Source organism: Streptomyces sp. NPDC036815 (assembly GCF_055609205.1).
The window spans coordinates 1-14,035 of record NZ_JBVJPW010000002.1 but is presented as its reverse complement, the minus strand read 5'-3'; the positions used below and the strand labels follow the sequence as shown (position 1 = coordinate 14,035).

Sequence of the window (14,035 nt, the reverse complement as noted above, 5' to 3'; positions counted from 1 at the left end):
GGTTCCTGACTCCGCGTCCGGAGCCGCAACGCCCTGCGCCTATGGTTGCTCCAGCGCTCCCAGAGCCGCCCCAAGTCGACAGCACAGCCCGCCCTGCCGCTCGCGTAAGGACAGCAAGGACAGCGATGCCCTCCAACACCACCGCCTCTTCCGGTCATAAGTCCGGCAAGAAGAAGAAGGGGCGCCGAGCCCGACTCGTCGTGATCGTCCTGGTCCTGGCCATCGTCGGAGGCATCGGCTTCGGCGCGTACTGGAGCGTGAGCACCGTGCGCGCCTCCTTCCCGCAGACCAAGGGATCGATCAAGCTCGACGGCCTGGCCGGCAACGTCGACGTGAAGCGCGACGGAAACGGAATCCCGCAGATCTACGCCGAGTCCGATGCCGACCTCTTCATGGCACAGGGCTACGTCCAGGCGCAGGACCGCTTCTGGGAGATGGACGTACGTCGTCACATGACCTCCGGGCGGCTCTCCGAGATGTTCGGCAAGAGCCAGGTCAAGACCGATGAGTTCCTGCGCACGCTCGGCTGGCACCGGGTGGCGAAGAAGGAGTACGACTCCAAGCTCTCGCCGGAGACGAAGAAGTACCTCCAGGCGTACGCCAAGGGAGTCAACGCCTACCTCGCCGGCAAGGACGGCAAGGACATCTCCGTCGAGTACGCGGCGCTCGGCTTCAAGAACGACTACAAGCCGCAGGAGTGGAGCCCCGTCGACTCGGTGGCGTGGCTCAAGGCCATGGCCTGGGACCTGCGCGGCAACATGCAGGACGAGATCGACCGCTCCCTGATGACCAGCCGCCTCGGCCCGTCGCAGATCAAGGACCTGTACCCCGAGTACCCGTACAAGCGGAACAAGCCCATCGTCCGGGAGGGCGCGTACAGCAGCGTCACCAAGGAGTACGACCCCGAGGGCACTCCCAGTGACATGGGAAGCGGCTCCGGGACGGGTACGGGTACCGGTACGGGCACTGGTACGGGAACGGGCACCGGCACTGGTACCGGCACCGGCACCCAGTCCGGGACCGGAAACGGAACCGGAACCGGCGGCACCGCGGGTACGGGTATCGCGGGCGGCACCCCGACGACCGAGGGCATGACGTCGCAGCTCTCGGGGCTTTCCGGCGCCCTGGACGAGGTCCCCTCGATCCTGGGCCCGAACGGCAACGGCATCGGCTCGAACTCGTGGGTCGTCTCCGGAGAGCACACCATCACCGGCAAGCCGCTCCTCGCCAACGACCCGCACCTCGCGCCGCAGCTGCCCTCCGTCTGGTACCAGATGGGCCTGCACTGCCGGTCGGTCTCCGACAAGTGCCAGTACGACGTCTCCGGCTACACGTTCTCGGGCATGCCGGGTGTGGTCATCGGCCACAACCAGGACATCGCCTGGGGCATGACGAACCTCGGCGCCGACGTGACGGACCTCTACCTGGAGAAGTTCACCGGGGACGGCTACCTCTCCGGCGACAAGGTCGTGCCGTTCACCTCGCGCGAGGAGACCATCAGGGTCGCGGGCGGCAGCTCGAAGAAGATCACGGTCCGGGAGACCGACAACGGCCCGCTCATCTCCGACCGCGACGACGAACTCGTCAAGGTCGGCAAGAAGGCCCACGTCGACACCGCGGCCCCCGACCGGGGCGACGGCTACGGAGTGGCGCTGCGCTGGACCGCGCTGAGCCCCGGCAAGTCCATGGACGCCGTCTTCGACCTCAACCGGGCCAAGAACTTCAAGCAGTTCCGCAAGGCGGCGGGCTCCTTCGAGGTGCCCTCCCAGAACCTGATCTACGCCGACACCAAGGGCAACATCGGCTACCAGGCGCCCGGCAAGATCCCCACCCGCGGCAAGGGCGACGGCTCTCTCCCCGCGCCGGGCTGGGACCCCGACTACCGCTGGACGGGGTACATCCCGCAGGACGCGCTGCCCTACGAGTACAACCCCAAGCGCGGCTACATCGTCACCGCCAACCAGGCCGTGGTCGACCAGGCCAAGTACCCGTACAAGCTCACATCGGACTGGGGCTACGGAGCGCGCAGCCAGCGGATCGACGACCTCATCCAGTCGAAGATCAAGAACGGCGGCAAGATCTCCACCGAGGACATGCGCCTCATGCAGATGGACAACAGCAGCGAGATCGCCAAGCTGCTCGTGCCCAAGCTGCTGAAGATCGACGTCAAGGACAAGTACGTCCGCGAGGCGCAGAAGCTCCTCGAGGGCTGGGACTACACCCAGGACGCCGATTCGGCGGCCGCCGCGTACTTCAACTCCGTCTGGCGCAACATCCTCAAGCTGGCCTTCGGCAACAAGCTCCCCAAGGAGCTGCGGGTCAAGGGGCAGTGCCTGAACGTCGAGCCGGCCGACAACACCGGCCCGGCCGACGAGGGCACGAAGGTGCGCGAGTGCGGTGAGCGCGAGGCCGACCTGGCCCAGCCGGACGGCGGCGACCGCTACTACGAAGTGGTCCGCAAGATCATCGACGACGAGACCAACGCGTGGTGGAAGGCGCCTGCGACCCGTACCGACAAGGAGACCAAGAACCGCGACCAGCTGTTCAAGCGGGCTCTGGAGGACGCGCGCTGGGACCTGACGGCCAAGCTCGGCAAGGACGTCGACACCTGGAGCTGGGGCCGGCTGCACCGCCTCACGCTGAAGAACCAGACGCTCGGCACCGACGGACCCGGCTGGCTGCAGTTCGTGCTCAACCGCGGTCCGTGGAACCTCGGCGGCGGCGAGGCCGCGGTCAACGCGACCGGCTGGAACGCGGCGGGCGGCTACGGAGTGGTGTGGGTGCCGTCGATGCGGATGGTGGTGAACCTCAAGGACCTCGACAAGTCCAAGTGGATCAACCTCACCGGCGCCTCGGGGCACGCCTACAACGACCACTACACCGACCAGACGGACAAGTGGTCCAAGGGCGAACTCCTTCCGTGGTCCTTCACGGAAAAGGCCGTCGAGGGCAGCACGAGCGACAAGCTGGTGCTGCGCCCCTGACGACCGCTCACGGCACGTACTGAAAGGGCCCTCCACGCACGCGTGGAGGGCCCTTTCAGGTGTCGGGGAGGCTTCGGGGGTCAGCGCAAGCGGCGCACGCCCGAGGGCGTCACGACGGCGTGCACCGGCCGGTCGTGCGCCTCCTCGGGGAGGTGGGGGACCACTTCGGAGTCGTACAGGAGCACCACGAGGGCGGGGTGGACGTCCGCGCGCTCCAGGCGGGCCAGGACCCGGTCGTACGAGCCGCCGCCGCGCCCGAGCCGCATGCCGCGCGCGTCGACGGCGAGCCCCGGCAGCAGCACGGCGTCCGCGCCGAGGACGGCGTCGGGCCCGAGAGGCGCTCCCGAGGGTTCCAACAGCTCGATCTTCCCCTGGTGTTGCACGCGGACGAGCGAGCCCGCCCCGTCGTACGCGCTCCAGTCGAGGTCGTTGTCCGCGAGCAGCACCGGCAGCAGGACGCGGGTCCCGCGCGCGTGCAGGGCGTCGAGCAGGGCGCGCGTGCCGGGCTCCCTCCCCACCGAGACGTACGCCGCGACCGTGTGCGCTCCGGCGAGTTCCGGAAGTTCCAGTGCGCGGTCGGCGAGCACCGCGGCCGCCTTCCGCGCGTCATCCGCAGTCAACGCGCTTCTCACCGCGAGGAAGTCTCGTCGCAACATGCGCTTGGTTGGCTGGTCACCGGCCTCGGCACCGCTGCCGGCACCGCCGTCGGTGCCGCTGGTTCCGCTGGTTGAGCTCATGGGGATCTCGCAATTCCTTCCTGGTGGGCGCATATGCCGCCGAGTTATCCGGATCCACAGATTCCGCACATACGCACCGGATATGGTGACGCCATGACTGAGTCTCACCCCCCCCACACCCGGATCACCAAGGCGGTCATCCCTGCCGCGGGTCTCGGCACGCGCTTCCTGCCGGCCACCAAGGCGACTCCCAAGGAGATGCTGCCGGTCGTCGACAAGCCGGCGATCCAGTACGTGGTCGAAGAGGCCGTGTCCGCGGGTCTCGACGACGTCCTCATGATCACGGGTCGCAACAAGCGCCCGCTGGAGGACCACTTCGACCGCAACTACGAACTGGAGTCGGCCCTCCTGAAGAAGGGCGACGAGGCACGCCTCGCCAAGGTCCAGGAGTCCAGCGACCTCGCGACGATGCACTACGTACGCCAGGGCGACCCCAAGGGGCTCGGTCACGCCGTCCTGTGCGCCGCGCCGCACGTCGGACACGAGCCGTTCGCCGTGCTCCTCGGCGACGACCTCATCGACCCGCGCGACCCCCTCCTGGCCCGCATGGTCGAGATCCAGGAGCAGCACGGCGGCAGCGTCATCGCCCTCATGGAGGTGGCCCCCGAGCAGATCCACCTCTACGGCTGCGCGGCGGTCGACCCCACCGGCGACGGTGACGTCGTCAAGGTCACCGGCCTGGTCGAGAAGCCCGACGCGGCCGACGCCCCGTCGAACTACGCGATCATCGGCCGCTATGTCCTCGACCCGCACATCTTCGACATACTGCGCAAGACCGAGCCGGGCCGCGGCGGCGAGATCCAGCTCACCGACGCACTCCAGCAGCTCGCCGCGGACGAGAAGATCGGCGGCCCGGTGCACGGCGTCGTCTTCCAGGGCCGCCGCTATGACACCGGTGACCGTGGCGACTATCTGCGTGCCATTGTCAGACTCGCGTGCGAACGTGAAGATCTGGGCCCGGACTTCCAGGCCTGGCTCCGCAGTTACGTCACCGAGGAGATGTAGCACTTTGAGCAGCAGCACGACGACACCGATCACCGACCAGGACCAGTTCTGGTCGGTGGACGAGCATCTGGACGACATCCTCGAGACCGTCCGGCCGCTCGAACCGATCGAGCTCCAACTCCTCGACGCCCAGGGCTGCGTCCTGGTCGAGGACGTCACGGTGCCCGTCTCGCTGCCGCCCTTCGACAACAGCTCCATGGACGGGTACGCGGTGCGGGTCGCCGATGTCGAGGGCGCGAGCGAGGAGTTCCCCGCCGTCCTCACCGTCATCGGGGACGTGGCCGCGGGTGCGGGCGCGCAGCCCACCGTCGGCGCGGGCCAGGCGGCCCGCATCATGACCGGCGCCCCGCTGCCGCCCGGCGCCGAGGCCGTCGTCCCCGTGGAGTGGACCGACGGCGGTCTGGGCGAGGGCCCCGTCTCCGGGATGCGGGCCCACAGCGCCTCCCCCGAGGGGGCCTCCGGCGAGGTCCGCGTGCACCGCCCCGCGGTGGCACGCGCGCACGTCCGCGCGCGCGGCAGCGACGTCCAGACCGGCGACCGCGCCCTGACCGCCGGCACCGTCCTCGACCCCCCGCAGATCGCCCTGCTCGCCGCCATCGGGCGCGGCACGGTGAAGGTGCGCCCCCGCCCCCGCGTGGTCGTCATGTCCACCGGAAGCGAACTGATCCAGCCCGGCGAGCAGTTGGCCGAGGGGCAGATCTACGACTCCAACAGCTTCGCCCTCACCGCCGCCGCCCGCGACGCCGGAGCCATCGCCTACCGCGTGGGCGCGGTCGCCGACGACGCGGAGACGCTGCGTTCCACCATCGAGGACCAGCTGATCCGTGCCGACCTCATCGTCACCACGGGCGGCGTGAGCGTCGGCGCGTACGACGTCGTGAAGGAGGCGCTGTCCTCCATCGGCGATCCGGAGGACGAGGACGGCATGGGCGCGGGCAGCGGCGTGGAGTTCCGCAAGCTCGCCATGCAGCCGGGCAAGCCGCAGGGCTTCGGCTCGATCGGTCCCGACCACACCCCGCTGCTCGCCCTCCCGGGCAACCCCGTCTCCTCGTACGTCTCCTTCGAGCTCTTCGTGCGCCCCGCGATCCGCACCCTCATGGGGCTGCCCACGGTCCACCGGCCCACCGCGCGCGCGGAGCTCCTCGCGGACCAGGCGCTGCGCTCGCCTGCGGGGCGCCGTCAGTTCCTGCGGGGGCGCTACGACGAGGAGGCGGGCCGCGTGACGCCCGTCGGCGGTTCCGGCTCGCATCTGATCGCCGCCCTCGCGCACGCGGACGCGCTGATCGTCATCCCCGAGGACGACACGTCGGTGGAGCCGGGCGCCGAGGTCGAGGTGGTCCTGCTCGGCTGAGAGGGCCGACCGCGCGGTACCGTGTCGCGCACAACAGGCCCGCGCGCCGCACCGCGCGGAGCCCGGACCGGGAGCGCCAAGCACATGACCGCGAATTCCCGGGGGGACACCCCCGGAGCCCCTGAGCAGCAGCGACTGACCCACATCGACGAGGCGGGCGCGGCCCGCATGGTCGACGTGTCGGCCAAGGACGTGACCGCCCGCACCGCCCGCGCCAGCGGCCGCGTACGGGTCTCGCCCCGGGTGATCGAACTGCTGCGCGGCGAGGGCGTACCCAAGGGCGACGCCCTGGCCACCGCGCGGATCGCGGGCATCATGGGCGCCAAGCGCACCCCTGACCTCATCCCGCTCTGCCACCCGCTGGCCGTCTCCGGAGTCAAGCTCGACCTCTCCGTGGCGGACGACGCCGTCGAGATCCTCGCCACGGTGAAGACCACCGACCGCACGGGCGTCGAGATGGAGGCGCTCACCGCGGTGAGCGTCGCGGCCCTCACGGTCGTCGACATGGTCAAGGCCGTCGACAAGGGCGCCGTCATCACCGACGTACGCGTGGAGGAGAAGACCGGCGGAAAGTCGGGCCACTGGACGCGCGAGGGAGCACAGGCATGAGCGGCGAGGACGCCACCGGTGGGGCGCGCGACGAAGCCGGTACGCGCGCTGCCGCGCCCTACCGCGCGCTCGTGGTGACCGCGTCCAACCGCGCCGCCGCCGGTGTCTACGCCGACAAGGGCGGCCCGATCCTCGCCGAAGGGCTGGCCGCGCTCGGGTTCGCCGTCGACGGACCGCAGGTCGTCCCGGACGGTGATCCGGTCGGGGCCGCGCTGCGCGCGGGCGTCGACGCCGGGTACGACGTCATCCTCACCACCGGCGGCACCGGCATCTCGCCCACCGACCGCACCCCGGACGTCACCCGCGGCGTGCTCGACCACGAGGTGCCGGGCATCGGGGAGGCGATCCGCGCGTACGGCAGGGACAAGGTCCCCACCGCCGTCCTGTCGCGCGGACTCGCCGGGGTGGCGGGCCGGACGCTGATCGTGAACCTGCCGGGCTCCACGGGAGGTGTACGCGACGGTCTCGCCGTCCTGGAGCCGCTGCTGCGGCACGCGGTCGACCAGCTGCGCGGCGGCGACCATCCCGCCCCTCCAGGGGGTGCGAGCTGAACAGCCCTTCCTGGCCCGTCGAACTGACGGACGGCGATGTCGTCCTCCGTCCGATAAAGCTGCGTGACCAGCGGGCCTGGCGCGAGGTCAACCGGCGCAACCGCGACTGGCTGCGCCCCTGGGAGGCCACGATCCCGCCGCCCACTCCCAGCGGCCCCATCGTGCACCGCCCCACGTACCGTCAGATGGTCCGCCACCTGCGCGCGGAGGCCGGCGCGGGCCGGATGCTGCCGTTCGTCATCGAGTACCAGGGCCGTCTCGTCGGACAGTTGACGGTCGCCGGGATCACCTGGGGATCGATGTGCTCGGGCCACGTCGGCTACTGGGTCGACGAGTCCGTCGCGGGCCGCGGGGTCATGCCGACCGCCGTCGCGCTCGCCGTCGACCACTGCTTCCGCTCGGTCGGACTGCACCGTATCGAGGTGTGTATTCGCCCCGAGAACACGCCGAGCCGACGGGTCGTGGAGAAACTCGGATTCCGCGAGGAGGGGCTTCGGCCGCGCTATCTCCACATCGACGGCGCGTGGCGCGATCATCTTGTCTTCGCGCTGACGACCGAAGAGGTACCGGAAGGGTTGTTGCGCCGCTGGCACCAGGCGCGACCTCGGAACACGGCGTAGAGCTGTTCCTGACCCGCATAAATGAAATATGTGTTCGAAATTCATCGCCGATCGACCGTCCGAGACGGGTATGAGTCTTGTCTCAGGCATTAATTTCACGCTGGCGGCGGCCTGTTGATCGCATCAGTCGCAAAAAAAGTTCGAGATATCAGCCAGATCGTGCGACACACCGACTCAATTGGCAGATGGCCTCACGGAAACCCCTCTACCGTGTGAGCGTGAGCAGCAGCGGCCTCATCTACGCAGTCATCGTCGGGGCCTGGGCCGCCTACTTGGTGCCGATGTGGCTCCGTAGGCAGGACGAGCTGAACGAAGCCCGTCCGACGGAACGCTTCAGCACCGCCATCCGGCTGCTGTCCGGACGGGCGGGCATGGAGCGCCGATACGCCAAGGACCTGCAAACGCGCTCGCCCGAGGAGGGGGAGTCGCGCGACGACGCGGACGGCATCACCGGCTCGGTGGACGTCCGCTCCTTCGTCGCGCCTCCTCTCGATACGGGAGAGCACCGCACGGACCGGGCGGAGCCCCGGGAAAAACCCCGGGAGGAGCGCGCGCAGCCCCCCGCGGAGCGGCCCGAACCCGTGGCCCGGCCGCAGGCGCGCGCCGAGCGCGAACCCGAACCCGCACGTGAATCCGTCCCGGCCCCCCGGGCCAAGGCGCCGGTCAGGGCGACACCCGCACAGCGCGCCGCGTCGGCGGAGGCCGCCGCACGCGCCCGGCGCACGAAGGTCCTCGCCAGGCGCCGGCGCACGACGGTCCTCCTCTTCCTCGCCTTCACGGTCGGCGCGGTCGTCGCCGGGGTCGGCGGGCTCGCCTTCCTGTGGGCGCCCGCCGTGCCCGCCGTGCTGTTGAGCGCGTACATCGTCTATCTGCGCGGCCAGGAGCGGCGCCGCTTCACCTACACGATGGACCGGCGCAGGGCCGAGGTCGCGGCGCAGCGACTGCGTGAGCGGCAGCCGCGGCGCAGGCCCGCGAGCCCGGAGCCGCTCGGCGACGAGGCGGCGGAGGACGGCCCCGCGGTCGAGACGGAGACCGGCCTGTCGGCACTCGCGGCCGACCGCCGCGCCCTCGTCGAGCAGACCGACCATGCCGAGTGGGTCGACCAGCAGCGCGAGCGGCAGCGCGGTCCCGGCCGCGGCGACAGCTGGGACCCGGTCCCGGTGCCGCTGCCGACGTACGTGACCGCGCCGGTCGCCCCGCGCGCCACCGGCAGCGTCGACCTGGGCTCGCCCGACGCGTGGAGCGCGGCGCGTTCCAGCAAGGCGGAGCCGTCGGCCGAGCGAGCCGCCGAGCGGGAGCGGCCGGCCGAGGAGGCGGGCGACATCGACGGGGCCGACGGCGCCGACGCCGGTGGCGGCCGCAGCGACAAGCGCCGGGCGGCGTCCGCACGGCGGGCTCGTGAGCGCGGCCGCACGCCGCTCTTCGACCAGTACGAGGACGGCGGCCGGCCGCGGGCGGCCAACGAGTGAAGCCTCCGGAGGCCGCCCTGGCTGACCAGCCAGGACCGGATTTCCGAGCACCCGGTTGGGGGTGCTAGAGTTTCACTCGTTGCAAGGGCCTGTGGCGCAGTCTGGTAGCGCACCTCGTTCGCATCGAGGGGGTCTGGGGTTCAAATCCCCACAGGTCCACTGCACATGAGATCCCGTCCGGTTCATCGAACCGGGCGGGATCTTTGCGTTGCGCCGTACTGAAACCCATGTGGTCCGTCCCACGTGTGCTTTGCGAGGCCGTGGATACATTTGATCCATGGTGTCCCCTTTGAGGATGGCCGCCGTGTGCGGCGTCACACTCGCCGCCGTGTCGGTGGGCGGGTGCGCCGAGCCTCGGGGGCTGCGGGTGGAGGGGCCCGCGCTGCGGCCCTCCCGGGTGGCCGGGCCCGTCTATCTCGCCGATGTGACCGGGCGGCCGCTGCAGCAACCGGCGGCGGTGGGGCTCACCGAGGCCGTGACGCTCACGGAGTTGAGCTGGCGGGACTGGGGCGGGCCGACCGCGCGGGCCACCGGAAAGCTCGGCGGCGCGTGGTGCGAGCCCCGCTGCGCGAAGAAGCCGTACGACGCGACGCTGACCCTCAGCGGTCTGGAGCGGCAGGACTACGTGGCGTCCTACCGGCGGGCCACCGTCGAGCCGAAGACGCCGGGGGAACTTCCCCCCGCCGCGGTGAACGTGCAGTTCCAGGGCATCCGCCTGTCGGTCCCGGACCTCTGAGGCGCGGGGAACGGCATGGGGCTGCGTACCAAGATCGGCATCGCCATCGCGGGCACCGCCGCGCTGGTCTCCGTCCTGATGGGCCTCCTCGTGCACCACCGCACGGTCGAGGCGCAGTACGCGGGCGCGCGCAGCCAGATCGGCGACCGGCTGCGGACCGCCGTGCAGGACCACGCGGCCGGGATCGACGGGGACCGCACCCTCATCGACCCCGTCGATCTGCCGGGGCCGCTCGCCGGGGCCGTGGCGAACGGGCGGTGGGGCGTCTACCTGGACCGCAAGGGGCGGGTTCCGCAGCTGTGGGCGGCGAGCAAGTACGACAGGGAGGTCGTGGCGCTCAAGCGGCCCTACGACAGGGAGGCGGAGACGGTCCGTGACCTGGACCGGGTGCTGTGGATCTCCGGCGGGTTCGGGACGGCGCTGGCCTGTGTGGCGGGGCTGCTCGTCGCCACGCGGCTCGGTCACCGGCTGCGGGCCAAGGCGGGGGCGGCGCAGCGCATCGCGGAGGGGGATCTGACGGCCCGGCTCCCGCTGCGCGGCAAGGACGAGATCACCCGGCTCGCGGCCGCCGTGAACACCATGGCCGACGCGCTCGCGGCCCGGCTGCAGGCCGAGCGCGAGGTGACGGCGAACATCGCGCACGAGCTGCGGACGCCGGTGGCGGGCATGGTCACGGCGGCCGGACTCCTGCCGCCGGGGCGCCCCTCGGAGCTGGTGCGCGAGGCGGCGCAGCGGCTGCGGGAGCTGGTCGACGACGTCATCGAGGTGGCGCGGCTCGACGGGGCGGGCGAGCAGGTCGCGGCCGAGGCGTGCGGGCTCGGCGAGTTGGTCCGCAGGTCGGCCGTCGCGGGGGCCGCGGGGGCGGCCGGTGTGACGGTGGACGTGGTGCGGGACGCGGAGGTGGTGACCGACCCCCGACGGGTGGAACGGGTGGTCGCCAACCTGGTCAGCAACGCGCTGCGGCACGGGGCGGCGCCGGTGACCGTCGAGGTCGACGCCGGGGTGGTGCGGGTGCGGGACTCCGGGGGCGGGTTTCCGGAGTCCCTGCTGTCCGGCGGGCCGCAGCGGTTCCGGAGCGGGTGCGGAGAGAAGGGGGTGGGGCTCGGGCTCGGACTGACGATCGCGCAGGGCCAGGCCCGGGCGCTGCGGGCCGGACTGCGGTTCAGTAATCCGGCGGGGGGCGGCGCGCTGGCCGAGTTCGATCTGCGGTCGGCCGTGCGGGGGTAGGGGAGGTGGATCCCGGGGGGAGGGACGGTGAGGGCCCGGCGAGGGCTACAGGGCCTTCGCGTAGCAGCGGCTCAGGTCGTCGAAGCGGTAGTGGCCGAACTTCGCGGGGGCGGGTATGTAGCCGCTGGAGGAGTAGAGCGTGATCGCCTCGGGCTGCTTCGTGCCGGTCTCCAGGACCATGCGGACGCGGCCCGCCGCCTTCGCGTCCGCCTCCAGGGCCGCGAGTATCCGGCGGGCGAGGCCGAGGCCGCGGGCCTCGGGGATGACGTACATCCGCTTCAGCTCGGCGTCGCCGTCCTGGTAGCCCTCGCCGTTCTCGTCCATGCGGCGCCAGCCGCCGGTCGCGAGGGCGGTGCCGTGCTCGTCGTACGCGATGAGGTAGAGCCCGCGAGGCGGCTCGAACATGGTGGGGTCGAGGGGGGTGACGTCGCCCTCGTCGCCGTAGCGCTCCGCGTATTCGAGCTGGACGCGGTCGTTGAGCCGGACCGCGTCGGGGTGCGCGAAGGTGACGGTGCGCAGGTGGACGGGGGCGGGCGCACCGGCCGGGGCGGGTGCGGGGATCGCGGCCTCGCGAGCTTGGATATTCATGCGCTCCATCGTACTTCTATGCGATACGGGTGGGAGTTCCGGCGTCCAGTGTGCCGGTATCGTGCCGGGATGCTCACTGTGACTTCCGTGAATGTGAACGGCCTGCGCGCCGCCGCCAAGAAGGGCTTCGTGGAGTGGCTCGCCGAGACCTCGGCCGACGTGCTGTGCCTGCAGGAGGTGCGCGCCGAGGAGAAGCAGCTGCCGGACGAGGTGCGGGCTCCCGAGGGGTGGCACGTCGTGCACGCGCCCGCCGCCGCGAAGGGCCGTGCCGGTGTCTCGCTGTACACGCGCCGTGAGCCGGACCGGGTGCGGGTCGGCTTCGGGTCGCAGGAGTTCGACGGGAGCGGCCGGTACGTCGAGGCCGATCTGCCGGGCGTCACCGTCGCCAGCCTGTACCTGCCCTCCGGCGAGGTCGGCACCGAGCGGCAGGACGAGAAGGTGCGGTTCATGGGGGAGTTCCTCGGCTACCTCAAGGAGCTCAAGGCGCGGGCCGCCGCCGAGGGGCGGCACGTCGTCGTCTGCGGCGACTGGAACATCGCCCACCGGGAGGCCGACCTCAAGAACTGGAAGGGCAACAAGAAGAACTCCGGCTTCCTGCCCGAGGAGCGCGCCTGGCTGGACGAGGTCTTCGAGGAGTACGAGGACGTCGTGCGTCAGCAGCACCCGGGCGTCGAGGGCCCCTACTCGTGGTGGTCCTACCGCGGGCGCGCCTTCGACAACGACACGGGCTGGCGCATCGACTACCACGTGGCGACGGAGGGGCTCGCCGGGCGCGCCGTGAAGGCGTACGTGGAGCGGGCCGCGAGCCACGCCGAGCGGTGGAGCGACCACGCTCCCGTGACGGTGGTCTACGACCTGTAGACCGTCCCCCAACGGGGTGGTCGGCGGCGGGACACGGGCACAAAGTCCGGTAGAAGGCTGTCCCGGGACCGGACGGCATGGCAGATTGCGGTCGCGCACCTGACCAACTGCCCAGGTTCCGGGGGGATTTCATGGCTGCCGTGCCGTCGAGACGTGCCGTCGTGCTGGGTGCGGCGGGTGCCGGGGTCGCGGTGGCGCTGCCCACCGCACGGGCGTTCGGGGCGGGTGGTGGTGGCGGGGTTCCCGCCGGGACGCCGCCCGTTCTGCTGACCGAGCAGGCGAGCAGGCGGATCCTCGTGCTCGACCCGCGGCGCCGGGTCTGGGACCCGGCCGTCGACCCGTCCGCCGTGTGCTGGGAGTTCTCACCGCTCGGCGACCCGCGCTACCGGGACCTGGACCCGGACGTGAGCTGGGTGTACCCGTGCGAGGCGAAGGCGCGGCTGCACCGGCGGCGCACGTACGTCCTGACCACGGCGTCGTTCGGCTTCGTGGCCGTCGTCGAGCACCCGACGGGGCGGCGGTACTGGGGCACGGCGATCGGACCCGGCGACGATCTGTTCAACCCGCACAGCGCGGAGCTGCTGCCCGACGGCAACGTGGCCGTCGCGTGCAGCACCGGCGCGCGGGTGCGGCTGTACGCGGCGTCGCTGGGGCCGCGGTCCGCGCGGTACACGGAGGCGGAGCTCAAGGGCGCGCACGCGCTGCACTGGGACGCCGCCCGCGAGGTGCTGTGGGCCCTCGGCGACGACGAGTTGGTGACGTACGCGGTGGGCGGCAAGGCCGCGCGGCCCACGCTGACGCGGCTGTCCGCGGTGGGGCTGCCGGTCGGCACGCCGGGCAGGACGCCGGGCGGGCACGACCTGTTCCCGGTCGCCGGGCGGCCGGGGCGGCTGTGGGTGACGACGAGTGCGGCGGTCTTCCAGTACGAGGCGCGGACCGGGGAGTTCGTGCGGGACTTCGCCGGATCCGGGACGATCTCGCGGAAGTCGGTGAAGGCCGTCGGGGACGACCCGCGCACCGGGCAGGTCGTGACCACCGTGCCGGAGAGCGGGCTCGGCGAGACCTGGTGGACCACGACGGTGAGCGTGCACCGGCCGGAGAGTTCCTACAAGTACGTCAACGGTGGCATCTACAAGGCGCGTTGGTGGCTGCCGCGCTGAGAGGTCGTTTCATCCCTGAATGCGGCTTTGGTGTGCTGGTGTCGGGTCGCGCCAGGAGATGGTGTTCTCGCCGGTGAGGCGGCGGGCCATGAGGTCGGTCATGGCGAGGTGGATCATGGCTTCGGAACGCGGCGGCA

The 14,035-nt window shown here is 71.4% G+C and carries 13 protein-coding genes, 1 tRNA gene and 1 pseudogene; 12 read left to right on the top strand and 3 right to left on the bottom strand.

The genetic code is table 11. From position 1 onward, the window contains the following. Positions 1-125: 125 nt before the first annotated feature. Positions 126-2,984 carry a penicillin acylase family protein gene (locus tag ACZ69I_RS06200; RefSeq protein ID WP_470830678.1) on the top strand — a complete coding sequence of 953 codons (2,859 nt, stop codon included), beginning with the start codon at positions 126-128 and terminating at the stop codon, positions 2,982-2,984. An 80-nt stretch (positions 2,985-3,064) separates the two neighbouring features. Here ACZ69I_RS06200 and ACZ69I_RS06195 read toward each other — a convergent pair whose 3' ends face one another. Next, a complete protein-coding gene (locus tag ACZ69I_RS06195) occupies positions 3,065-3,640 on the bottom strand; it encodes a 5-formyltetrahydrofolate cyclo-ligase (protein ID WP_470831058.1) in 576 nt (191 codons plus the stop codon). A 174-nt stretch (positions 3,641-3,814) separates the two neighbouring features. Here ACZ69I_RS06195 and galU point away from each other — a divergent pair, with 174 nt between their 5' ends. The 9 genes from galU (at position 3,815) to ACZ69I_RS06150 (ending at position 11,289) form a co-directional block, all read left to right on the top strand. Further along, positions 3,815-4,726 carry a UTP--glucose-1-phosphate uridylyltransferase GalU gene (galU, locus tag ACZ69I_RS06190; protein WP_470830677.1) on the top strand — a complete coding sequence of 304 codons (912 nt, stop codon included), beginning with the start codon at positions 3,815-3,817 and terminating at the stop codon, positions 4,724-4,726. A 4-nt stretch (positions 4,727-4,730) separates the two neighbouring features. After that, positions 4,731-6,077 carry a molybdotransferase-like divisome protein Glp gene (gene glp, locus ACZ69I_RS06185; protein WP_470830676.1) on the top strand — a complete coding sequence of 449 codons (1,347 nt, stop codon included), beginning with the start codon at positions 4,731-4,733 and terminating at the stop codon, positions 6,075-6,077. 84 nt (positions 6,078-6,161) lie between these two features. After that, positions 6,162-6,686 carry a cyclic pyranopterin monophosphate synthase MoaC gene (moaC, locus tag ACZ69I_RS06180; RefSeq protein WP_467672367.1) on the top strand — a complete coding sequence of 175 codons (525 nt, stop codon included), beginning with the start codon at positions 6,162-6,164 and terminating at the stop codon, positions 6,684-6,686. Then, a complete protein-coding gene (locus ACZ69I_RS06175) occupies positions 6,683-7,237 on the top strand; it encodes a MogA/MoaB family molybdenum cofactor biosynthesis protein (RefSeq protein WP_470830675.1) in 555 nt (184 codons plus the stop codon). Before moaC ends, ACZ69I_RS06175 begins: the two co-directional genes overlap by 4 nt. Beyond that, positions 7,234-7,857, top strand: coding sequence for a GNAT family N-acetyltransferase (locus tag ACZ69I_RS06170; RefSeq protein WP_389718186.1), 624 nt, complete (start codon positions 7,234-7,236; stop codon positions 7,855-7,857). Before ACZ69I_RS06175 ends, ACZ69I_RS06170 begins: the two co-directional genes overlap by 4 nt. 218 nt (positions 7,858-8,075) lie before the next feature. After that, positions 8,076-9,326, top strand: coding sequence for a divisome protein SepX/GlpR (gene sepX / locus ACZ69I_RS06165; RefSeq protein WP_470830674.1), 1,251 nt, complete (start codon positions 8,076-8,078; stop codon positions 9,324-9,326). An 85-nt stretch (positions 9,327-9,411) separates the two neighbouring features. Beyond that, a tRNA-Ala gene (locus tag ACZ69I_RS06160) sits at positions 9,412-9,485 on the top strand. A 118-nt stretch (positions 9,486-9,603) separates the two neighbouring features. Continuing rightward, positions 9,604-10,062, top strand: coding sequence for a hypothetical protein (locus ACZ69I_RS06155; protein WP_470830673.1), 459 nt, complete (start codon positions 9,604-9,606; stop codon positions 10,060-10,062). Positions 10,063-10,077: 15 nt separating this feature from the next. Next, the gene (locus ACZ69I_RS06150) at positions 10,078-11,289 is read left to right on the top strand and encodes a HAMP domain-containing sensor histidine kinase (RefSeq protein WP_470830672.1); all 1,212 of its coding nucleotides are present in this window, start codon (positions 10,078-10,080) and stop codon (positions 11,287-11,289) included. Positions 11,290-11,334: 45 nt separating this feature from the next. Here ACZ69I_RS06150 and ACZ69I_RS06145 read toward each other — a convergent pair whose 3' ends face one another. After that, positions 11,335-11,877, bottom strand: a complete 543-nt coding sequence (locus ACZ69I_RS06145; protein WP_467672357.1) for a GNAT family N-acetyltransferase — start codon at positions 11,875-11,877, stop codon at positions 11,335-11,337. 69 nt (positions 11,878-11,946) lie between these two features. Here ACZ69I_RS06145 and ACZ69I_RS06140 point away from each other — a divergent pair, with 69 nt between their 5' ends. Both ACZ69I_RS06140 and ACZ69I_RS06135 read left to right on the top strand, forming a co-directional pair. Continuing rightward, positions 11,947-12,738 (top strand): exodeoxyribonuclease III, encoded by a 792-nt coding sequence (locus tag ACZ69I_RS06140; RefSeq protein ID WP_470830671.1) that lies wholly within the window; start codon positions 11,947-11,949, stop codon positions 12,736-12,738. Between the two features lie 131 nt (positions 12,739-12,869). Further along, a complete protein-coding gene (locus ACZ69I_RS06135) occupies positions 12,870-13,898 on the top strand; it encodes a DUF6528 family protein (protein WP_470830670.1) in 1,029 nt (342 codons plus the stop codon). A 9-nt stretch (positions 13,899-13,907) separates the two neighbouring features. Here ACZ69I_RS06135 and ACZ69I_RS06130 read toward each other — a convergent pair. Further along, positions 13,908-14,035: pseudogene (locus ACZ69I_RS06130) on the bottom strand (IS5 family transposase); the annotation flags it as partial.

Excerpts from the sequence above, each read along its gene's own strand:
- moaC (WP_467672367.1), top strand. The coding sequence starts at position 6,162 with ATGACCGCGAATTCCCGGGGGGACACCCCCGGAGCCCCTGAGCAGCAG.
- galU (WP_470830677.1), top strand. The coding sequence starts at position 3,815 with ATGACTGAGTCTCACCCCCCCCACACCCGGATCACCAAGGCGGTCATC.
- ACZ69I_RS06150 (WP_470830672.1), top strand. The coding sequence starts at position 10,078 with ATGGGGCTGCGTACCAAGATCGGCATCGCCATCGCGGGCACCGCCGCG.
- ACZ69I_RS06145 (WP_467672357.1), bottom strand. The coding sequence starts at position 11,877 with ATGAATATCCAAGCTCGCGAGGCCGCGATCCCCGCACCCGCCCCGGCC.
- ACZ69I_RS06155 (WP_470830673.1), top strand. The coding sequence starts at position 9,604 with ATGGTGTCCCCTTTGAGGATGGCCGCCGTGTGCGGCGTCACACTCGCC.
- ACZ69I_RS06135 (WP_470830670.1), top strand. The coding sequence starts at position 12,870 with ATGGCTGCCGTGCCGTCGAGACGTGCCGTCGTGCTGGGTGCGGCGGGT.
- ACZ69I_RS06175 (WP_470830675.1), top strand. The coding sequence starts at position 6,683 with ATGAGCGGCGAGGACGCCACCGGTGGGGCGCGCGACGAAGCCGGTACG.
- ACZ69I_RS06140 (WP_470830671.1), top strand. The coding sequence starts at position 11,947 with ATGCTCACTGTGACTTCCGTGAATGTGAACGGCCTGCGCGCCGCCGCC.
- ACZ69I_RS06195 (WP_470831058.1), bottom strand. The coding sequence starts at position 3,640 with ATGTTGCGACGAGACTTCCTCGCGGTGAGAAGCGCGTTGACTGCGGAT.
- ACZ69I_RS06200 (WP_470830678.1), top strand. The coding sequence starts at position 126 with ATGCCCTCCAACACCACCGCCTCTTCCGGTCATAAGTCCGGCAAGAAG.